Genomic DNA, 19,670 nt, shown 5'->3' with positions numbered 1-19,670 from the left:
TCGGCCTCACTCCTTGGCCGTGGCCACCGTCACCGCGCGGACCCGCAGGGCCACGCGGCCGGGCAGGGCGGTGGCGACGAGGGCGAGCAGGCCGGCCACGGCGACCACGACCGCGTACACGAGCGGGGTGACCGCCGGTGCCGCACGACCGGTCATACCGACGCTGAACGCGGTGAGGACCGCCAAGGCGATGGCGCTGCCCAGGGTCGTGGCCAGCAGGAGCACCGACAGGGCCTCGATGCGCAGCATGCGCAGCACCTGACGGCGGGTCGCCCCCGCGAGGCGCAGCAGGGCGAACTCCCGGACGCGTTCGGAGACCGACATCGCCAGTGTGTTCACCACGGCGATGGCCGTGAAGGCGAGGACGAGCCCCATCGCGAGCAGGTTGACCTCCGCGTTCGCCTGCTGCCGCTCGGCCTGGAGCGAGTCGGCCACCGCCGGAGAAATCACTGTGAGTCCCGGGAACTCACGGAGCGTGGTCGAGAGTTGTGTCCGTGTGCGGTCCGTGCTGACGAGGAGGGAGGAGGAGAGCGGGTTGTCGACGTGGCGGGCGAGGAGGTCGTGCGCGAAGGTGAGGTCTCCGAAGCCGAGGCCCCTGGTGTAGACGGCGGCGACGGTGAGCGTGGCGGGCGTGCCGTCGCCGAGCGTGAGCCTCAGGGTGCTGCCGGGCGTCAAGTGCAGCTGGTCCGCGGCCAGTTCGCTGACGGCGACGGTGTCCTCGGTGAGGCCGGAGAGGGAGCCGGCGGTGACGTCGGGGTCCCAGGTGCGGATGAGCCCGGCCGGGGTGACGCCCTGGGCCGCGTACTTGTCGAGGCCGACCCTGACGGTGGTCCGGACGACCTCGGTGACGGCGTCGTGTCCCGTACGGAGCTGTCGTGCCGCCTCGGCCGGGACGCCGGGTCCCCGGGAGGCGACGACCCAGTCGGCGCGGACGCCCTCGCGGGCCTGGGCGCGGGCCGCGTCGCCGAGGGTGGGCTGTACGAACAGCACGGTGCAGGTCATGCCGATGAGCAGGGTGAGAGGGGTGACGACGGAGGCCATACGGGCGGCGTTGCCGCGGAGGTTGGCGGTGGCGAGCCTGCCGCCGTGGCCGGTCAGCCGCAGCGGGCCGGACAGGAACAGCGCGGCCGCTTTGACCAGGAGCGGCCCGAGCAGGGCGACGGAGGTGGACAGGACGACGACGGCGAGGAAGGTGACGGGCGTCGACGCGGGTTCGGTCCGCAGGACGCCGAGTACGGCGACGAGGACGGCGCCGCCGGCGAGCAGCAGCAGACCGGTGAGAAGCCGGCCCCAGGCGGGTCGGGTGCGTTCGGTCCGGGCCTCGGCGAGCGCCTCGGCCGGGCGGATCCGGGCGACCCTGCGGGAGGCGATACGGGCCGCGGCCCAGGCCCCGAACAGGGTCGCGGCGACGGCGGCGAACGGCGGGAAGACGCTGACGGTGTGCTGAAGCGTGGCCGGTACGGCGCCCAGGGCGACGAACCTGTCGTAGAGCTGACCGCCCAGCACCAGTCCGAGGCCTGCCCCGACCGTGCCGGCGGCCGCTCCGACGATCAGGGCCTCGCGGCCGAGGAGCCTGCGGATCTGTCCGGAGGTGGCGGCGACGGCGCGCAGGAGGGCGAGTTCGCGGTGGCGTTGCTGGACGGAGAGCGCGAAGGTCCCGACGACCACGAGGACCGCCACCAGCAGTGAGGTGCCGCCCATCGCGCCGCCCATGCTGACGAGCCTGGTGCGGGCCGCGGCGGCGTCCAGGAACTCGACCGGGCCGCGGGCCTCACCGGTGCTGACCTGCGCTCCGGTGCCGTGCAGCGCCGTGGCCACGGCTTGGCGCAGCCGCTCCGGGTCGGTTCCCGCCTTGGACAGCACCCCGAAAGCGGTGACCTGCCCGGGGTGCGCGGCGAGGCGCCTGGCCTCCTCGGCAGAGAAGAAGAGGGAGGTCTGGTGGCGTACGGCCGTGGCGGGTGCGGCGATTCCGGAGACGCGGTAGGTACGTGGGGCCTGCGTCGACTGGACGGTGAGGCGGTCGCCGGGTGCGAGGTGGGCGCGCTCGGCGAGGTCGCGGTCGACGACGACGTCGGTCGCCTTCGCGGGGGCGGCGCCCGCTGTGAGGCGGTACGGCGTCAGCGCGGCGGAGGCCCAGGCGTGCCCGTAGGCGGGCCTGTCCTCGTCTCCGGTCCCCTCAGGGGTCAGGGGCTGGGCGAGGAAGGTGAGTTCGGGGACGACACGGGCGGTGCCGGGCAGGGCGGCGATCGTCCTTTCGAGGTCGGCGGGGAGCCAGGCGCGCTCGGCGATGGGTTTGGCCTTGTGTTTGACCTTGGTCTTGCCCTTCTTGTGCTTGACGGTGGTCCGGTGGACGTTCTGGTCGGCGGAGACCACGACCGGCGCGGCCGCGTACCGCTCGGTGCGGACGGTGCCGCGCAGCCCCGTCTCCAGCAGGGTGCCGCACGCGGTGATCAGGGCGGCCGCGCACATGAGGGCGAGGAAGGCGCCGAGGAAGCCCGCCTTGCGGGCGCGCACGGTCTTCAGGGCGTAGCGCAGCATCATGACGGACCGGTCTCTCTTCTGTTGTGTGCCTGGTCGCGGTGGTCGGGGGCGGGGTGGGCGAACAGACGGGTGAGGACGGTGCGCGCGCCGGGCGGGGTCTCGGTCTCGGGGCGCTTGTAGCGGTTGAGGAGGGCGATGTACTCCTCGAAGAACTCCCGGAGTTCGGGGAGCGTGAGCCGGATCGTGCCGCGCGAGTAGGGGAAGGCGTCGGCCCAGGGGTCGCCGCCGGCCGCGTCCCGCTGGAGCCGCTCGAAGAGGTCCAGGTCGGCGGCGTAGGCATGGTGGTTGAGCTCGTCCATGACGTGCCGCATCTCGGGGCTCTGGCGGCTGCGCGGCGGGAAGCGGCGGTCGCCGGGCACCACCCGCCACCAGCGCTCCCGGTGCGCGGACGGTTCGGCGCCCCGCCCCTCGGGCGGCTCCCCGCCGGTCTCCTCGACGAAGCCGTATCTGGCCAGTTCACGCAGGTGGTAGCTGGTGGATCCGGTGTTCAGACCGAGGGCCCGGGCGAGGGTCGCCGAAGTGGCGGGGCCGTGCAGGGTCAGATGCTCGAGCATGCGCTGGCGTCGGGGCTGGGCGAGTGCCTTGAGCGCGGCGAGATCGCCGATCTCGACCGGCGTAGGGGGCGTGGGGAGCATGCGTACACAGTCGTCTGTGCATACGGGTCTGTGCACTGCGGTGGCCCGGTGTCCTCGGTGGGGGGTTTACCCCACCCCACCGAGGGCGCGGGCGCCGGGGGGTCAGCTCAGGTGCCGGGTGAAGAACCGCAGTGAGCTGTCCAGTTCGAAGCCCGGGACCGCGCCATGGCTGCCGGGGTTGGCGTGCAGGGTCTTCTCCGTGGAGGCGAAGGCGTCGAACAGCGCCAGGGCGGCGGCCCGTGGAACCCGCTCGTCGTCCCACTGCACCAGGAACTCCACCGGGACGGTGATGCGCGAGGCGGCCTCGGCCGAGGTCTCCGCCCCGTTCAGGCCCAGCACGGCGGCCCGGACCCGGGGTTCGGCGGCGACGAACGGAACGCCGAGCCCGCAGCCCAGGGACAGCCCCCAGTAGCCCACCGGGCCGTCGCCGACCTGGTCGAGTTCCTGGACCGCGTCCACGACCGCCCGCCATTCCGGGACGCTCTGGCCGGCGATGAGGGTGTGGACTTCGGCGAGCACCGGGGCCGCGTCCCCTCCGGTCCGCATACGGTCGCGCAGTTCGCCGATGAGCCGGTCGTGTTCCTCGGTTCGCGGTCTGCCGCCGTGGGCGGGCGCGTCGACTGCCGCCACGGCGAAGCCGCACTCGGCCGCGAACCGGCGGGCACGCGCCACGATGCCGGGGGCCTGCTTGTGCTGACCGCCGCCGTGTCCCATGAGGATCAGCGGGCGGCTGCCGGCGGTGCCGTCCGGCGTCCACAGCGCGCCGGGGATCTCGCCGAAGGTGAAGGGGAGGGTGAAGAGCTGCTCGGTGACGCCGTCGGACGACGTCCGGGAGATGAAGCGCATCTGCGTTTCAAGCCTTTCGGGATGCCTGCTGCGGGCACTCCCTAGCCCGTACGGAGGAGGGAGCCCCGACCTGTCACAGCGTTGATCGGTCTCACCTCCTCGGTGCGCAGCGGCACTTGACGGCGCAGAACGTACCACGCCCGCTTCTCGCCGAGCCGGGCATTTTCCACCGGCTCAGCCCCCGTCCTCCACGAGGAGCTCCGTGTCCTCCCCCTCCTCCTCCAGCGCCTGCCGGACCACCCGCAGGGCCATGCCCTCGGAGTAGCCCTTGCGGGCGAGCATGCCCGCGAGGCGGCGGATCCGTTTGTCGCGGTCGAGACCGCGGGTCGAGCGGAGCTTGCGGGCGACGAGGTCGCGCGCGGTCTCCTCCTCCTGCTCGGAGTCGAGCTGGGCGATGGCCTCGCCGATCAGCGTCGGGTCGACCCCCTTGGTCCGCAGCTCCTGCGCGAGTGCGCGCCGGGCCAGTCCGCGGCCGTGGTGCCGGGACTCCACCCAGGCGTCCGCGAAGGCACTGTCGTTGATCAGCCCGACCTCCTCGAACCGCGAGAGCACCTCCTCGGCGACGTCGTCCGGGATCTCCCGCTTGCGCAGGGCGTCGGCGAGCTGTTTCCGCGTGCGCGGGGTCCCGGTGAGCAGGCGCAGGCAGATCGCCCGCGCCCGCTCAGCCGGGTCCGCCGAAGGCTCTTCCCGATCGGCCCTCGACGAGGGGGAAGCGCCTCCGTCCTCGGCGGACGGTTCGCCGAAGCCGCGGCGACGACGTGCGCGCCCGCCGCGCGGGCCGCCCTCGCCACCGCGTCCGGCCGCCCGGCCGCCACGGCGCGGGCCGTCACCCTGCGCGCCGTCGGCGTCGTACGGCAGGTCGCCCGGCCGGTCGTCGCCACCCCGGGCGGGACCGCCGTGGTCCCCGCTCCCTCGCCCCCAGGGGGCGCCGGGGTGGGCGTCGTACTCGGCCCAGTCCGTTCGTCGTGTCACGGATCAGCTCTTGGCGGTCGCGGCCTTGGTCTTGGCGGTCTTGGCGGCGGGTGCCGGCACCGTCTTGGCGTCGTCCGCGGGGGCGCCCGGGGTGGCCGCGGCGTCCGTGACCTGCTCGGCGGCGGGCTCCTCCGGGCGTACGCCGACGCCCAGCTTCTCCTTGATCTTCCTCTCGATCTCGTTGGCGAGATCGGGGTTGTCCTTCAGGAAGTTGCGGGCGTTCTCCTTGCCCTGTCCCAGCTGGTCGCCCTCGTACGTGTACCAGGCACCGGCCTTGCGGACGAAGCCGTTCTCCACGCCCATGTCGATCAGACCGCCCTCGCGGCTGATGCCCTGCCCGTAGAGGATGTCGAACTCGGCCTGCTTGAAGGGCGGCGCGACCTTGTTCTTGACGACCTTGACCCGGGTGCGGTTGCCGACCGCGTCCGTACCGTCCTTCAAGGTCTCGATACGACGGATGTCGAGTCGCACCGAGGCGTAGAACTTCAGCGCCCGGCCACCGGTCGTGGTCTCCGGGGAGCCGAACATCACGCCGATCTTCTCGCGGAGCTGGTTGATGAAGATCGCGGTGGTCTTGGACTGGTTGAGCGCGCTGGTGATCTTCCGCAGCGCCTGGCTCATCAGACGGGCCTGCAGACCGACGTGGCTGTCACCCATCTCGCCCTCGATCTCCGCGCGCGGGACGAGCGCGGCGACGGAGTCGATGACGATGAGGTCGAGGGCGCCGGAGCGGACGAGCATGTCCACGATCTCCAGGGCCTGCTCGCCGTTGTCGGGCTGGGAGAGGATCAGGTTGTCGATGTCGACGCCGAGCTTGCGCGCGTACTCGGGGTCGAGGGCGTGCTCCGCGTCCACGAAGGCGACCTGGCCGCCGGCCTTCTGGGCGTTGGCGACGGCGTGCAGGGTCAGCGTGGTCTTACCGGAGGATTCCGGTCCGTAGATCTCCACGACACGGCCGCGCGGCAGACCGCCGACGCCGAGCGCCACGTCGAGTGCGGTCGACCCGGTCGGGATGACCTCGATGGGCTCCCTCGACCGCTCGCCCATGCGCATGACCGCGCCCTTGCCGAATTGCCGTTCAATCTGTGCGAGTGCGGCATCCAGGGCCTTCTCGCGGTCGGTTCCTGCCATGGGTTCCACCCGGTTTGCTTGAGTCGATCGCTTCACGTCAAAGACGCTAACGCCTGCCACTGACAATGCGCCCCGACGCCGGTCCAGCCTGTGGATAACTCAGGGACTTCCCGGTGCAAACCGGGATGTAACCCCTGTCGCGAGCCTCGCTGGAGCCTCCATAAGAATAGATGTTCGATTTTCGTGTCAAGCGCACCACGCGCCCCACCCCCCGGTTCCCCAGGACGTACAACCCCTGCTTCCCCCGACGTACGACAGGAGTCTCCGACCGGACGACGACGGCGTCCGGCGCGGCCGGGAAGCTCGGCGCATGGACGACGAGAAGCCGCCCCTCCCGTACCGCCTCTACGAGGCCACCGCCCTCCTCCTGGTCCTCTCGGGCCTCGCCCACCTCGGGATGTTCGCCGTCGACGGCGGCCCGTGGACCGGCCCCGTCTCCTGGCGCAAGCCGGTGACCTTCGGTCTCTCCTTCGGGGTGACGCTCCTCGCGATCGTCAGGGTCACGGCGTGTCTCCGCATCGGTCCGCGGCTGCGCATCGCGCTGCTCGGGGTGTTCGCCGCGGACTGCGTCGTGGAGGTCGGCGGCATCACCCTCCAGGCCTGGCGCGGAGTGCCGTCCCACCTGGACATGGAGACGCCCTTCGACACGGCGGTGTCCATGACGCTGGCGGTCGGCGGCGGAGTGCTGGTCGTACTGCTCACGGTGTTCGCCGTGCTGTCCTTCCGGCACCGGCCGACCGGCCCGGCCGGAATGGCCCTCGCCGTCCGCTCCGGATTCGCGATCCTCCTCGTCGCGCTCGTCTCAGGAGCGGCGATGATCGCGCGCGGAGTCGTCCTCACCCGCACCGGCCACCAGGAGGCGGCGTACCGCTCGACGGCCTCCCTCAAGCCCCTGCACGGAGTGAGCCTGCACGCGGTCCTGGTGCTGCCCGCGCTGGCCTGGCTGCTGTCCCGCACGCCCTGGAGCGCCACGGCGCGCCGCCGGATCGTGGCCACGGCGGCCTCCTGTTACGCGGCGGCCGTCGCCGCGACCGCGGTGTGGGCGGTCCTCACCTACCGATGACACCCGGGCACGGCTCGCGCCGTACGACCCGGCGCAACGTCAGTCTCCGTCCGATCGGCTCCCGCGCCGCTCTCGCGCTCTCACCCACAGGCTCCGCGCGCGGGTGAGCAGCCGCGAGCCGTCGCCGCCGCCCCGGTGACCGTGGACGCGGGGGTCGTCGGTGACGGCGTAGCGCTTCACGTACGCGCCCAGGAACGCCTGGAGGGTGGCGACGGCCGGGATGGCGATCAGGGCGCCTATGGCGCCGAGGAGAGCGGTGCCGGCGATGACCGAGCCGAAGGCGACCGCGGGATGGATGTCGACGGTCTTGGAGGTCAGCTTCGGCTGGAGCATGTAGTTCTCGAACTGCTGGTAGACCACGACGAAGATCAGCACCCACAGCGCGTACAACGGCGAGACAGTGAAGGCGATCAGCATGGGCAGGGCGCCCGCGAGATAGGTGCCGATGGTCGGGATGAACTGCGAGACCACGCCCACCCACACGGCGAGCACGGGCGCGTACGGGATGCCGAGCGCCTGCAGCAGCACGTAGTGCGCGACCCCCGAGATCAGCGCCATCAGCCCGCGGGAGTACAGGTACCCGCCGGTCTTGGCGACGGCGATCTCCCACGCGCGCAGCACCTCGGTCTGCCGGGCGGGCGGCAGGACGGAGCACAGCGCGCGGCGCAGCCGCGGTCCGTCGGCGGCGAAGTAGAACGAGAACAGGGCGATCGTCAGCAGCTGGAAGAGGCCGCCCAGGACCTGGGTGGAGACGTCCAGGACGCCGGCGGCGCTGTTCTGCGCGTACTTCCTCAGCCAGTCCGAGTGGAGGAGGCCCTCCTGGATGTCCACGCGTCGCAGATCGGTGTGGAACGTGGTGTTGACCCAGTTGATCACGGAGTCGAGGTAGTCCGGGAAGCCCTCGATCATCTTGATGATCTGCCCCGCGAGCATCGAGCCGAGCAGCGTGAAGAACCCGGCGACCATGATCAGCAGGCCGAAGAAGACCAGGAAGGTGGCGAACCCCCTGCGTATGCCGCGGGCCGCCATCCGGCTGACCGCGGGTTCCACCGCGAGGGCCAGGAAGAACGCGATGAGGATGTTGAGCAGCAGGCCGATGACCTGGTGGAAGGCCCAGGTGCCCAGCTGGAACAGACCGAAGAGCGCGAACGCGAGGACCATCGCGCGCGGGAGCCAGCGCGGCATGCGCTCGCCCGCCGCGACGGCGCCGTCGGCCGGGGGCCGGTTCGGCGGCGTCGTGCCGGACGGGGATGCGTGCCGGGCGGCCTGCCCGGTCTCGTCAGTGGGTGCCACAGCACAAGTCTCGCCTACGGCACCGACAGTCCGGCACCCCCGGGTGATCATCCCTGTGGATCAGCGCAGTTCCGCGGGAACGTTCATCACCGCGCAGACCACGCGCCACACGTCCTTGGCCTCCCAGCCGTCCGCCAGCGCCTCGTCCACGGTGCGCCCGCCGAGTTCCGTCATCACGTGATCACGCGCGAACGTCTCGGCGTAGCCCGTACCGAAGTGCTCGTCCATCCGCTGCCAGAAGACCGTCAACCGCATGCCCCCAGTATCCCGCCCCCGGGGGTGGCCCCCGCCGGGACCGCCTGCCGAGACCGCTTTCCCCCCTACGGTCTGAGCATGGCCGAAACCGGAGCATCCCCACTCCCCCCGACGCCCCCGGCGCGTTCCCCGCTCTTCCGCGCCGAGCACTTCGTCTGGCTCACCGCGCGCGTGCTGGAGCAGCGCCTCTTCGCGTACGACTTCCTGCACGGCGGCGCCGACCCCGTCGAGGCGGCGCTCGACGCCTACCGCAACGAGGACGGCGGCTACGGCCACGCGCTGGAACCCGATCTGCGGGGCCCCGTGAGCCAGCCCCTGCACACCGCGCACGCGCTGCGGGTGCTGGACTCGGTCGGCCGGCTCGGCGGGCGGCGCGTCGAGCGGGTGTGCCGCTACCTCACCGCGGTCTCCACCGCCGACGGCGCCCTCCCCGCGATCGATCCCGGCCAGCGCGGCTACCCCGCAGCCCCCTTCGTCCCGATCGTGGACGACCCGCCCAGCGACCTGCTGGCCACGGGACCGGTGGTGGGGCTGCTGCACCGCAACGACGTGTGGCACGCCTGGCTGTTCCGGGCCACGGACTTCTGCTGGCAGGCCGTGGACTCCCTGGAGCGGTCACACCCCTACGAGATCGAGGCCGCCGTCGCCTTCCTGGACTCCTCTCCCGACCGGCCGCGCGCGGAGGCGGCCGCCGACCGCCTGGGCCGCCTGGTGCGGAGCCAGCGTCTGGCGGCGCTGGACCCCGACGACCTGGACGCGTATCCGGTGGCGCCCGGGTACGCCCCTGGCGAGCACCACTTCCCGCACGACTTCGCGCGCACGCCGCGCTCCCTCGCGCGCGCGTGGTTCACGGACGACGAGATGGCACGCTCCCTGGACTTCCTCGCGAGCGGGCAGCAGGAGGACGGCGGCTGGCCGGTCCGATGGCGCCGCTGGGCACCGGCCCCGGTCCTGGAGGCACGCCCCATGGTGACGATCGAGGCCCTGCGCAGCCTGAGGGCCCACGGCCGCCCGATCGGCTGATCACCCGGGCCCCGGCGTCATCCGCCCAGGGCCCGCACCCCCGCCGTGACCACCACGGCCGCCGCGACGACGACCAGGAAGGGCGCCCGCAGCACCAGCGCCACGGCGGCCGCGCCAAGCCCGGCCGCCCGGGCGTCGAGCACGAGCGCGTGCCCGTCGGCGAAGGTCTGCTGGGCCGTGAGAGCGGCCAGCAGAGCCACGGGCAGCAGGGCGGCGAGCCGCCGCACGAGAGGCCGCTCCAGGACCCCGGCGGGCACGAGCAGCCCGGCGAGCTTGACGGCGTAACACCCCACAGCGGTGGCGGCGATCGCGACCCAGACACCCATCACGCACCCCCCTCGTCCCGCCGCCGCCCCTTCAGGTACAGCACGGCTGGCGCGGCGAGCGCGGCCACCAGCACCGGCACCCCGGCCGGCACCACCGGCAGCAGCCCGAGCCCCAGCACGACGGCGAGCCCGGCCACGACCCGCTCGGTGCCGGTCCGCAGCATGGGCGCGAGCAGCGCCAGGAAGACGGCGGGCCCGGCCGCGTCGAGCCCCCACGCGTCCGTGTCCCCGATCGCCTCGGCCCCCAGAGCACCCAGCAGCGTCGTGAGATTCCACAGCACGTACAGGCTCACCCCGGTGACGGTGAAGCCGATCCGGGCCGCGCGCCGCCCGGACTGCGCCAGCGACACGGCCGCCGTCTCGTCGATCACCCACTGGGCGGCCAGCGGACGCACCGCGCGCGGGAGGGCGAGCACCTGGGACAGCCGCAGACCGTAGAACGCGTTGCGCACCCCCAGGAAGAACGCGCCCGCGGCCGCCGTGAGCGGATTGCCGCCCGCCGCCAGCGCGCCGACGAGCGCGAACTGGGACGCGCCGGTGAACACCAGGAGGCTCAGCGCACAGGTCTGCCACACGGTGAGCCCGCTGCCCGCCGAGGTCACCCCGAACGCGAACCCGGAGAGGCCTACGGCGACGCCGACGCCCAGTCCGTCCCGGACGACGGCGGAATCCGGCTTCCCGGCTCCGCCGGCGCGTATGTCTGAGAGAGCTGTCCGTTCTGCCACGTGTCGGACGGTAGGAGGAGCCGCCCCCGCGCGTCTTGTACGTTCTTGCGCTCGCGCTGGTAGGCCCCCGGCGGCACGCCCACGATCCGGGCGAAGTGGCGGTTGAGATGCGGTTGATCGGTGAACCCCACGGTCACCGCGGCCTCGGCGGGAGACATGCCGCCGTCGAGCAGCCACCTGGCTCGCCGCACCCGGGCGTCGGTGAGCCAGGCGTGCGGCGGCATCCCGAACGTGTCCCGGAAGGCACGCAGGAGTGCGAAGGAACCGGTCCCGAGCTCCCGCGCCAGCCCCTCCAGCGTCGGCGGATCGGCCATCCGTTCCTCCAGCACCCCACGCGCGCGTGCCGCGATCCGCGCCCCGGCCGTCCGCACCTCCCGCTGCGGCAACGCCCCGCCGTTCAGCCGCAGCAACCGCGTCACGGCGACCCTCAGCAGCGTGTCGGCGGCGAGCGCGTTGCCCTCGTCGGCGGCCCGGAGCACCCGGTGCACCAGCGCGGCGGCGTCGGGGTCCTCGAGCACGGGACTCACGAAGCCGGGCGTGCCCCGCAGGCTCGTCGTCTCGGCCGCGATCTCGGCCACCAGCTCGGGCATCGGGTAGACGGCGCCGTACCGCCACCCCTCCGGAACGCCGGCCCGCCCGGTGTGCGGGGTGTCGGGATTGACCAGCGCCAGCGCTCCGGCCCCCACGTACACATCGGACCCGCGATGCCGGAAGACCTCCGCCCCCTCGGCGACGGCGGCGATCACGAAGTGCTCGTGGGTGTGCCGCAGGAACGTCTTGCGGACGTACGAGGCCCGCAGCAGATCGACACCGGGCAGGTCCGCGTACCGCCAGTGCCGAGCCGACTCACGAGAACCCGCCATGTCCCCATTGTCCGCCCCCGCCCAGGCCCGCGTCGCGGCCGCCATCACCGCAGGTCAGAGCGATTGTCAGTGCCGGGGTGCAGGATGGACGCATGGTCAGCTCCGCACACCGAGCCCTCGACGGCTTCTCGCCCGCGACCCGCGGCTGGTTCACGGGGGCGTTCTCCGCGCCCACCGCGGCCCAGGCCGGCGCGTGGCAGGCCATCGCCGCGGGCTCGGACGTCCTGGTGGTGGCCCCGACCGGCTCCGGCAAGACCCTCGCCGCCTTCCTCGCGGCCCTCGACCGCCTCACCTCCACGCCTCCGCCCGCGGACCCCAAGAAGCGCTGCCGCGTCCTCTACGTCTCTCCCCTCAAGGCCCTCGCGGTGGACGTCGAGCGCAACCTCCGCAGTCCCCTGACCGGCATCCGCCAGGAGTCCGTCCGTCTGGGCCTGCCCGAACCCGAGGTCAAGGTGGGCATCCGCTCCGGCGACACCCCGCCCGCCGAGCGCCGCGCACTGAGCACCCGCCCGCCGGACATCCTGATCACCACCCCCGAGTCCCTGTTCCTGATGCTGACGTCGGCCACGCGCGACGCGCTGACCGGCATCGACACGGTGATCCTCGACGAGGTCCACGCGGTCGCCGGCACCAAGCGCGGCGCGCACCTCGCCCTGTCCCTGGAGCGCCTGGACGAACTCCTTCCCGGGCCGGCCCGCCGCATCGGCCTCTCCGCCACCGTCCGCCCGGTGGACGAGGTCGCCCGCTATCTCTCCCCGCACCGCAAGGTGGAGATCGTCCAGCCGAAGTCGGGCAAGGAGTTCGACCTCTCGGTCGTCGTCCCCGTGGAGGACCTGGGCGAACTGGGCGGCTCGCCGGTGGCCGACGGCTCCGAGGGAGCCGAGCGTCCCTCGATCTGGCCGCACGTGGAGGAGCGGATCACGGATCTGATCCAGGCCCACCACTCCACGATCGTCTTCGCGAACTCCCGCCGCCTGGCCGAGCGCCTGTGCAACCGTCTGAACGAGATCGCGTACGAACGCGCCACGGGCCGACCGCTGGACGAGGACCACGCCCCCGCCGAGCTGATGGGCGGCTCGGGCGCGGCCCAGGGCGCACCGCCGGTCATCGCGCGCGCCCACCACGGCTCGGTGTCCAAGGAACAGCGCGCCCTGGTCGAAGAGGACCTCAAGGCGGGCCGCCTGCCCGCGGTGGTCGCCACCTCCAGCCTGGAGCTGGGCATCGACATGGGCGCGGTGGACCTGGTGGTCCAGGTCGAGTCCCCGCCCTCGGTGGCCTCGGGCCTCCAGCGCGTGGGCCGCGCGGGACACCAGGTGGGAGCGGTCTCGACCGGCGTGGTGTTCCCCAAGTACCGAGGCGACCTGGTCCAGGCGGCCGTGGTCACCGAACGCATGCGCACGGGCTCGATCGAGTCCCTGAGGGTCCCCGCGAACCCCCTGGACGTCCTGGCCCAGCAGCTCGTGGCCATGACCGCGCTGGACACCTGGCAGGTGGACGACCTGCTCGCGACGGTCCGCCGGGCCGCCCCTTTCGCGTCCCTCCCGGAGTCCGCCTTCACGGCCACCCTGGACATGCTCGCGGGCCGCTACCCCTCCGACGCGTTCGCCGAGCTGCGCCCGCGCGTGGTGTGGGACCGCGTCGCCGGCACGGTCACCGGCCGCCCGGGCGCCCAGCGCCTCGCCGTCACCTCCGGCGGCACGATCCCGGACCGCGGCCTGTTCGGCGTCTTCCTCGCGGGCGCCGACCCGAAGAAGGGCGGCGGCCGGGTCGGCGAGCTCGACGAGGAAATGGTCTACGAATCCCGCGTGGGCGATGTCTTCACGCTCGGCACCAGTTCCTGGCGCATCGAGGACATCACCCGCGACCGGGTCCTCGTGTCCCCGGCCCCCGGCGTCCCGGGCCGCCTCCCCTTCTGGAAGGGCGACCAGCTGGGCCGCCCCCTGGAGCTGGGCCGGGCGGTAGGCGCGTTCCTGCGCGAGGTCGGCTCCCTGCCCAAGGACGACGCCCGGCTGCGGCTGCTCACCGCGGGCCTGGACGCCTGGGCGGCCGACAACGTCCTCGCCTACCTGGACGAACAGCGCGAGGCCTGCGGCCATGTCCCCGACGACCGCACGATCGTCGTGGAGCGCTTCCGCGACGAGCTCGGCGACTGGCGGGTCGTCGTCCACTCCCCGTTCGGCGCCCAGGTCCACGCCCCGTGGGCGCTGGCGCTCGGTGCGAAGCTCTCCGAGCGGTACGGCATGGACGCCCAGGTCATGCACGCCGACGACGGCATCGTGCTGCGCCTGCCCGACGCCGATCTCATGGGCCTGGACCTGCTCGACCAGGAACCGAGGAAGGCCGGGACGGAGTACGACGCGGAGCAGGCCCCGGTCGGCGCGGCGGACGTCGTGTTCGACAAGGGCGAGGTCGACCAGATCGTCACCGACCAGGTCGGCGGTTCCGCCCTGTTCGCGTCCCGGTTCCGCGAGTGCGCCGCCCGCGCGCTGCTGCTGCCCCGCCGCAACCCCGGCAAGCGCACCCCGCTGTGGCAGCAGCGCCAGCGCGCCGCGCAACTGCTGCAGGTGGCGAGCGAGTTCGGCTCGTTCCCGATCGTCCTGGAGGCGGTCCGCGAGTGCCTCCAGGACGTCTTCGACGTCCCCGGCCTGGCCGAGCTGATGGGCGACCTGGAATCCCGCAAGGTCCGCCTGGTCGAGGTCACCACCCCCGAACCCTCACCGTTCGCCCGCTCGCTGCTGTTCGGGTACGTCGCCCAGTTCCTGTACGAGGGCGACTCGCCGCTCGCCGAGCGCCGCGCCGCCGCGCTCTCCCTGGACTCGCGGCTGCTGGCCGAGCTGCTCGGCCAGGCGGAGCTGCGCGAGCTGCTCGACGCCGAGGTCCTCGCGGAGCTCGAACAGGAACTCCAGTGGCTCACCGAGGACCGTCGCGCCAAGGATCCCGAAGGCGTCGCCGACCTCCTCCGTCTGCTCGGTCCGCTCACCGACGCCGAGCTGGCCCGGCGCGGCGCCGAACCGCAGTGGGCGCAGGAGCTGGCCTCGGCGCGCCGCGCCATCCGCGTCCGTATCGCCGGCGCGGATCACTGGGCGGCCGTCGAGGACGCGGGCCGGCTCCGCGACGCGCTCGGCACGGCGCTCCCGGTCGGGGTCCCGGAGGCCTTCACCGAACCGGTGAAGGACCCCCTGGGCGACCTCCTCGCCCGCCACGCCCGTACGCACGGCCCGTTCACCTCGGCCACCGCCGCCGCCCGCTTCGGTCTGGGGGTCGCGGTCACCGAGGGCGCGCTGCAGCGGCTCGCGGCGAGCGGACGCGTCGTCCAGGGCGAGTTCCATCCGGCGGGCATCGGCCAGGAGTGGTGCGACGCGACGGTCCTGCGCAGACTGCGCCGCCGCTCGCTCGCCGCCCTGCGGCACGAACTGGAACCGGTCCCGCCACCGGCTCTCGCCCAGTTCCTGCCCCAGTGGCAGCACATCGGCAAGGGCCACTCCCTGCGCGGAGTCGACGGACTGGTGCGTGCCGTGGAGCAGCTCCAGGGCGCCTCCGTACCGGCCTCGGCCCTGGAGAAGCTCGTCCTGCCCTCCCGGGTGAGGGACTACACCCCCGCCCTGCTCGACGAGCTCACGGCCGCCGGGGAGGTCGTCTGGGCGGGCGCGGGCGCACTCCCCGGCAAGGACGGCTGGGTCTCCCTCTACCTGGCGGACGCCGCACCACTGCTGCTGCCCCCACCCCACCCACTGAAGCCGACGGCACTGCACCAGTCCGTCCTCGACGCGCTGTCCGGGGGCTACGGTCTGTTCTTCCGCCAGATCGCCGACCAGGTCCGCGCCACCACCCATCCCGACGCCACGGACCCCCAACTCGCCGACGCCGTCTGGGACCTGGCCTGGTCCGGCCGGCTCACCAACGACACGCTGGCGCCGATGCGCTCCCTGCTGGGCTCGGGCCGCACGGCCGGCTCCACCGCCCACCGTGCCAAGCGCGCGGTCCCCCGGGGCCGCTACGGCTCCCTGACGGCCGCCGCCCGCCCCGCCTCCCGCAGCGGCCCGCCGACCGTCGCCGGCCGCTGGTCCCTCGTCCCGGCCCAGGAACCCGACCCCACCGTCCGCGCCCACGCCCTCGCCCGCGCGCTCCTCGACCGACACGGTGTGGTGACCCGCGGAGCGGTCGCGGCCGAGGGTGTCGAGGGCGGCTTCTCGGCGACGTACCGCATCCTGTCCGCCTTCGAGGAGAGCGGCCAGGCCCGGCGCGGGTATGTCGTGGAGGGTCTCGGCGCGGCACAGTTCGCGATGGACGGCGCCGTGGACCGTCTGCGCGCGGTGTCCAACGCCCGCGACCGGGGCGAACAGCTGCTGGCCCCCGCTGACGCCCGGCCGACCGCACCGGGCGCCTTCCCCGGCCCGTTCACCGACGGCTTCTCCGAAGGCTTCACCGACGCGTTCCTGTCCGAGGACGGAGATGGGCACGGGCCTGGGGATGAGGACGGGGACAGGGACGCCCAGTGGGACCCCTCGGACCCCGGCGGGTACGCCTCACCGCACGACTTCAACTCCCCGGGCGCGGGCGGCCCCCGAGGCGGCGGCACCCCCTCCGGCTACGGCTCGGCATCCCCGTACACCCGCGAATCCCCCTACCCCCCGGACTGGCTCTACGGCACGGGCGGCCCGGGCGGTCCCGCCCAGCGTCACCGCCGTACGGCACCCCGCGCCCAGGACACCGCCTCCCGCGCGGTCGTCCTCGCCGCCGCCGACCCGGCGAACGCGTACGGTGCGGCCCTGGCCTGGCCGGAGCCGCCGACGGGCGCAGGGCACAAGCCGGGCCGTAAAGCGGGCTCCCTGGTGGTGCTCGTCGAGGGTGAGCTGACGCTCTACATGGAGCGCGGCGGCAAGACCGTGCTGGCCTGGCCCTCCACCTCGGACGCCGAAGGCAGCCCCACCGACGACCCCCGTCTGCGGGCCGCGGCGGAGGCCCTCGCCCAGGCCGCTCGCGCGGGCTCCCTCGGCACCGTCACCGTGGAGCGGATCAATGGCGTCTCGGCCCTGACCTCCCCCATAGGCGTCCTCCTGGAAGGATCGGGCTTCGTGGCGACCCCCCGGGGCCTGCGGCTGCGCGCATGACGAGACAGCCTCACGACCGGGCCGCATGCCACCCTTGACCCATGCCCGAGGGTGACACGGTCTGGCAGACCGCGAAGCGACTGCACGGCGCTCTCGCGGGCAAGGTGCTGACCTCGAGCGACTTCCGGGTGCCGAAGTACGCCACGGTCGACCTGACCGGCCGACACGTGCTGAACACGGTTCCGCGCGGCAAGCATCTCCTCACCCGGGTCGAGGGCGGACTGACCCTGCACACCCATCTGCGCATGGAGGGCGCCTGGAAGGTCTACGGCGACGGCGAGCGCTGGAAGGGCGGGCCGGCCCATCAGATCCGGGTGGTCCTCGGCACCGACGACCGCACGGCGGTCGGCTACCGGCTCCAGGTCATGGAGCTGCTGCGCACCACCGAGGAGGAACGCGTGGTGGGCCATCTCGGCCCCGATCTCCTCGGCCCCGACTGGAACCCCGACCTCGCGCTCACGAACCTGCTCGCCGACCCCGCGCGTCCCCTGGGCGAGGCACTCCTCGACCAGCGCAATCTCGCCGGCATCGGCAACGTCTACAAGAGCGAGCTCTGCTTCCTGCTCGGCGTCACCCCCTGGCTCCCCGTCGGCGCGCTCCCCGCCGACCGCGCCGCGAAGCTGCCCGGCCTCGCGCAGAGGCTGCTGGAGGTGAACCGCGACCGACTGGTCCGTCAGACCACGGGCCTGCGCAACCAGGACCTGTTCGTCTACGGCCGCGCACCCCGCCCCTGCCTGCGCTGCCGCACGTCTGTCCGGGTCGCCGACCAGGGCGACGGATCGCAAGAGCGCCCCACGTACTGGTGCCCGTCCTGCCAGAAGGGCCCCGCGCCCGCGCCGGGTTCCCGTCAGCGCTGGCGGGAGCGTTATCGCCGTACGACCAACTAGCCGCCGTACGACCAACCAGCAGCCGTACAACCAACCAGCCGCCGCACGACCAATTGACGCCCCGTCAGAAACGCTCGTACCGTCCCCTCATGGGCGTGAAGGCGTACGACCTCACCGGACGCACCGCGTTCGTCACCGGCGCCGCGAGCGGGATCGGCCGTGCCTGCGCCGTCCTGCTCGCCGAGGCAGGGGCCACCGTGCACGGCGCGGACCGTGACGCGCAGGGCCTGCACGAGACGGAGACGCTGATCAAGGACCGGGGCGGCACCGCCCGTACGCACCAGCTGGACGTCACCGACCGCGCGCAGGTCCGCCGGGCCGTGGAGTCCTGCGAGCGCCTGGACGTGATGGCCGCGGTCGCCGGGATCATGCACAGCAGCCCCGTCCTGGAGACCCGTGACGAGGACCTGGACCGGGTCCTGGACGTCAACTTCAAGGGCGTGCTGTACGCCTGCCAGGAGGCCGCCCGCCTGATGCTCGCGCAGGGTGGAGGCGGCAGCATCGTCACGATGGCCTCCGGCGCCGTGGACACCGGCGGCCCCGGACTGCTCTGCTACGGCGTCGCGAAGGCGGCCGTGGTCCAGTTGACGAAGACCCTGGCGACCGAGGTCGGCCGGCACGGCATCCGCGTCAACGCCGTCGCCCCCGGCTGGATCCGCACCCCCATGACCGACCGCCACGACCCCGGCGCACAGGCGCACACCGAGGCGCTCATGGCCCGTATGTCACCCCTGGGCCGCGTCGGCGCACCGGAGGACATCGCCCACGCGGTCCTCCATCTGGCCTCCGACGCGTCCGCCTTCACCACGGGCCAGATCCTCCGCCCGAACGGCGGCGTGGTCATGCCCTGGTAGCGCCCTCACCCGCCCTCGGCACCCGTCTCCTCACCTGCCTCGCCACCGATCCCACCACCGACCCCACCACCGATCCCACCACCGGCCTCGGCACCGGCCTCGGCACCGATCCCGGCACCCGTCTCGTCACCGGCCTCCGCACCGATCCCGGCACGCGTCCCGTCACCCGCCTCGCCACCGACCTCACCACCAGTCCCGCCACCAGCCCCGCCACCGATCCCGGCGCCGATCCCGGCACCGGTCTCCGCGCAGAGCAGCCGGCCGGCCGCTGTGCCCGGCCCGCGCCAGGCCGCCCGCCACCGCCCCGCCGCAACGACCCCCACGGCCCGCCCCTTGGCCACACAGTGCACCGGCAGCAGGCTCAAACCCCAGCCGCCGGCGGCGACCGCCCCCTCCAGCGCCCCGGCGCCCGGCGCCACGGCGAGCCTGATCACGGCCCACCACCACACGGCGCCGAGCGCCAGCAGCAGCACCCCCGGACGCACCCTCCGGCGCACCCCGCGATCCGCGATGGCCCTGCCGCCCGGGATCAGACGTTCTCCGCCTGGAACATCCAGTGGTGCTTCTCGAGATCCGCCGTGATCCCGATGAAGATGTCCTGGCTGACGGGGTCCGGGTGTCCGGTGGCCGCGACGCGCTCCCGCATCCGGGTGATGGCCGCGCCCAGCGCCGACACGAGCGCGCCGACCGCGTCCGCATCCTTGATCCAGCCCTCCGGCACCGAGCCGAGTCCGCTGCCGCCCGCGACGGTCGCCGCCCGGCCGTCGGGCGGGACGCCGAGCGCGGACGCCCGCTCCGCCACGGTGTCGGAGTGGACCCGGGCGACGGCCACGACCTCGTCGAGCTGGAGGTGGATGGACCGGAACCGGGATCCGACGACGTTCCAGTGGACCTGCTTGGCGAGCAGTGAAAGATCGATCAGGTCGACGAGTGCGCCCTGCAGCGCCTCGCCGACGGTCTTCAGGTCGGCGTCGGACAGGGGGCTCTTCACGACGTACATCCCTACCTCCGGTGTGTGGCGGCCGTCGTGCCTCTTCACCATGACCGCAGTACCCCGGATGGGCAAACCGACGCCCCAGGACGCGGAAGGCCCCGGCCACGCCCCCCGGGGTCTCCCCGGAGAAGCCCCGGCCGGGGCCTCACAC

Annotated in this window: 16 protein-coding genes and 1 pseudogene; 5 read left to right on the top strand and 12 right to left on the bottom strand. The window is 73.3% G+C overall.

The genetic code is table 11. From position 1 onward, the window contains the following. Positions 1-6 precede the first annotated feature (6 nt). The 5 genes from ABZ464_RS17675 to recA all read right to left on the bottom strand — a co-directional run bounded on the left by ABZ464_RS17675 (position 7) and on the right by recA (position 6,125). Positions 7-2,541, bottom strand: coding sequence for an FtsX-like permease family protein (locus ABZ464_RS17675; protein WP_359277511.1), 2,535 nt, complete (start codon positions 2,539-2,541; stop codon positions 7-9). After that, positions 2,538-3,176 carry a helix-turn-helix domain-containing protein gene (locus ABZ464_RS17670; RefSeq protein ID WP_359277508.1) on the bottom strand — a complete coding sequence of 213 codons (639 nt, stop codon included), beginning with the start codon at positions 3,174-3,176 and terminating at the stop codon, positions 2,538-2,540. The genes ABZ464_RS17675 and ABZ464_RS17670 overlap by 4 nt, the downstream gene beginning before the upstream one ends. Positions 3,177-3,278: 102 nt before the next feature. Next, on the bottom strand, positions 3,279-4,022 hold the full coding sequence (locus ABZ464_RS17665) for an alpha/beta hydrolase (protein ID WP_359277505.1): 744 nt from the start codon (positions 4,020-4,022) through the stop codon (positions 3,279-3,281). A 174-nt stretch (positions 4,023-4,196) separates the two neighbouring features. After that, positions 4,197-4,994: a recombination regulator RecX gene (gene recX, locus ABZ464_RS17660; protein WP_359277502.1), complete on the bottom strand. Its 798-nt coding sequence runs from the start codon at positions 4,992-4,994 to the stop codon at positions 4,197-4,199. Between the two features lie 3 nt (positions 4,995-4,997). Beyond that, entirely contained in the window at positions 4,998-6,125 is a 1,128-nt protein-coding gene (recA, locus tag ABZ464_RS17655; RefSeq protein WP_359277499.1) for a recombinase RecA, read from the bottom strand. Positions 6,126-6,435: 310 nt separating this feature from the next. On the opposite strand from recA, the gene ABZ464_RS17650 reads away from it, so the two are divergent. Next, positions 6,436-7,188, top strand: coding sequence for a hypothetical protein (locus ABZ464_RS17650; protein WP_359277496.1), 753 nt, complete (start codon positions 6,436-6,438; stop codon positions 7,186-7,188). Positions 7,189-7,227: 39 nt separating this feature from the next. Here the strand turns inward: ABZ464_RS17650 and ABZ464_RS17645 are convergent, their stop codons facing one another. After that, the gene (locus ABZ464_RS17645; RefSeq protein ID WP_359277493.1) at positions 7,228-8,481 is read right to left on the bottom strand and encodes an AI-2E family transporter; all 1,254 of its coding nucleotides are present in this window, start codon (positions 8,479-8,481) and stop codon (positions 7,228-7,230) included. A 60-nt stretch (positions 8,482-8,541) separates the two neighbouring features. Continuing rightward, positions 8,542-8,736, bottom strand: a complete 195-nt coding sequence (locus tag ABZ464_RS17640) for a DUF3046 domain-containing protein (protein WP_055638332.1) — start codon at positions 8,734-8,736, stop codon at positions 8,542-8,544. 78 nt (positions 8,737-8,814) lie between these two features. Between ABZ464_RS17640 and ABZ464_RS17635 the strand changes: the two genes are divergently transcribed. Further along, positions 8,815-9,759 carry a hypothetical protein gene (locus ABZ464_RS17635; RefSeq protein WP_359277490.1) on the top strand — a complete coding sequence of 315 codons (945 nt, stop codon included), beginning with the start codon at positions 8,815-8,817 and terminating at the stop codon, positions 9,757-9,759. Positions 9,760-9,776: 17 nt separating this feature from the next. Here the strand turns inward: ABZ464_RS17635 and ABZ464_RS17630 are convergent, their stop codons facing one another. Genes ABZ464_RS17630 through ABZ464_RS17620 form a run of 3 tightly spaced genes read right to left on the bottom strand, consistent with a single transcriptional unit; the run spans position 9,777 to position 11,673 of the window. Then, a complete protein-coding gene (locus ABZ464_RS17630; protein WP_359277487.1) occupies positions 9,777-10,085 on the bottom strand; it encodes an AzlD domain-containing protein in 309 nt (102 codons plus the stop codon). Next, complete coding sequence (locus ABZ464_RS17625; protein ID WP_359277484.1) at positions 10,085-10,810, bottom strand: AzlC family ABC transporter permease; 726 nt, start codon at positions 10,808-10,810, stop codon at positions 10,085-10,087. Before ABZ464_RS17625 ends, ABZ464_RS17630 begins: the two co-directional genes overlap by 1 nt. Further along, on the bottom strand, positions 10,711-11,673 hold the full coding sequence (locus tag ABZ464_RS17620; protein ID WP_359277481.1) for an AraC family transcriptional regulator: 963 nt from the start codon (positions 11,671-11,673) through the stop codon (positions 10,711-10,713). Before ABZ464_RS17620 ends, ABZ464_RS17625 begins: the two co-directional genes overlap by 100 nt. A 92-nt stretch (positions 11,674-11,765) precedes the next feature. On the opposite strand from ABZ464_RS17620, the gene ABZ464_RS17615 reads away from it, so the two are divergent. The 3 genes from ABZ464_RS17615 to ABZ464_RS17605 all read left to right on the top strand — a co-directional run bounded on the left by ABZ464_RS17615 (position 11,766) and on the right by ABZ464_RS17605 (position 18,525). Continuing rightward, positions 11,766-16,784, top strand: a complete 5,019-nt coding sequence (locus ABZ464_RS17615) for an ATP-dependent helicase (RefSeq protein WP_359277477.1) — start codon at positions 11,766-11,768, stop codon at positions 16,782-16,784. A 41-nt stretch (positions 16,785-16,825) separates the two neighbouring features. Next, entirely contained in the window at positions 16,826-17,671 is an 846-nt protein-coding gene (locus ABZ464_RS17610) for a DNA-formamidopyrimidine glycosylase family protein (protein ID WP_359277474.1), read from the top strand. Positions 17,672-17,760: 89 nt separating this feature from the next. Then, positions 17,761-18,525, top strand: a complete 765-nt coding sequence (locus tag ABZ464_RS17605) for an SDR family NAD(P)-dependent oxidoreductase (protein ID WP_359277471.1) — start codon at positions 17,761-17,763, stop codon at positions 18,523-18,525. Positions 18,526-18,806: 281 nt separating this feature from the next. On the opposite strand, the pseudogene ABZ464_RS17600 reads toward ABZ464_RS17605, so the two are convergent. Beyond that, positions 18,807-18,995 (bottom strand): annotated as a pseudogene (locus ABZ464_RS17600) (hypothetical protein); the annotation flags it as partial. 59 nt (positions 18,996-19,054) lie between these two features. Continuing rightward, on the bottom strand, positions 19,055-19,525 hold the full coding sequence (locus tag ABZ464_RS17595) for a DNA starvation/stationary phase protection protein (protein WP_359277952.1): 471 nt from the start codon (positions 19,523-19,525) through the stop codon (positions 19,055-19,057). Between the last annotated feature and the right edge of the window lie 145 nt (positions 19,526-19,670).

This window comes from Streptomyces sp. NPDC005820, from assembly GCF_040630255.1.
Classification (GTDB): Bacteria; Actinomycetota; Actinomycetes; order Streptomycetales; family Streptomycetaceae; genus Streptomyces.
This window is presented reverse-complemented; position numbering and strand designations above follow the sequence as displayed.

Excerpts from the sequence above, each read along its gene's own strand:
- ABZ464_RS17675 (WP_359277511.1), bottom strand. The coding sequence starts at position 2,541 with ATGATGCTGCGCTACGCCCTGAAGACCGTGCGCGCCCGCAAGGCGGGC.
- ABZ464_RS17670 (WP_359277508.1), bottom strand. The coding sequence starts at position 3,176 with ATGCTCCCCACGCCCCCTACGCCGGTCGAGATCGGCGATCTCGCCGCG.
- ABZ464_RS17665 (WP_359277505.1), bottom strand. The coding sequence starts at position 4,022 with ATGCGCTTCATCTCCCGGACGTCGTCCGACGGCGTCACCGAGCAGCTC.
- recA (WP_359277499.1), bottom strand. The coding sequence starts at position 6,125 with ATGGCAGGAACCGACCGCGAGAAGGCCCTGGATGCCGCACTCGCACAG.
- ABZ464_RS17650 (WP_359277496.1), top strand. The coding sequence starts at position 6,436 with ATGGACGACGAGAAGCCGCCCCTCCCGTACCGCCTCTACGAGGCCACC.
- ABZ464_RS17640 (WP_055638332.1), bottom strand. The coding sequence starts at position 8,736 with ATGCGGTTGACGGTCTTCTGGCAGCGGATGGACGAGCACTTCGGTACG.
- ABZ464_RS17635 (WP_359277490.1), top strand. The coding sequence starts at position 8,815 with ATGGCCGAAACCGGAGCATCCCCACTCCCCCCGACGCCCCCGGCGCGT.
- ABZ464_RS17630 (WP_359277487.1), bottom strand. The coding sequence starts at position 10,085 with ATGGGTGTCTGGGTCGCGATCGCCGCCACCGCTGTGGGGTGTTACGCC.
- ABZ464_RS17620 (WP_359277481.1), bottom strand. The coding sequence starts at position 11,673 with ATGGCGGGTTCTCGTGAGTCGGCTCGGCACTGGCGGTACGCGGACCTG.
- ABZ464_RS17615 (WP_359277477.1), top strand. The coding sequence starts at position 11,766 with ATGGTCAGCTCCGCACACCGAGCCCTCGACGGCTTCTCGCCCGCGACC.
- ABZ464_RS17610 (WP_359277474.1), top strand. The coding sequence starts at position 16,826 with ATGCCCGAGGGTGACACGGTCTGGCAGACCGCGAAGCGACTGCACGGC.
- ABZ464_RS17605 (WP_359277471.1), top strand. The coding sequence starts at position 17,761 with ATGGGCGTGAAGGCGTACGACCTCACCGGACGCACCGCGTTCGTCACC.
- ABZ464_RS17595 (WP_359277952.1), bottom strand. The coding sequence starts at position 19,525 with ATGTACGTCGTGAAGAGCCCCCTGTCCGACGCCGACCTGAAGACCGTC.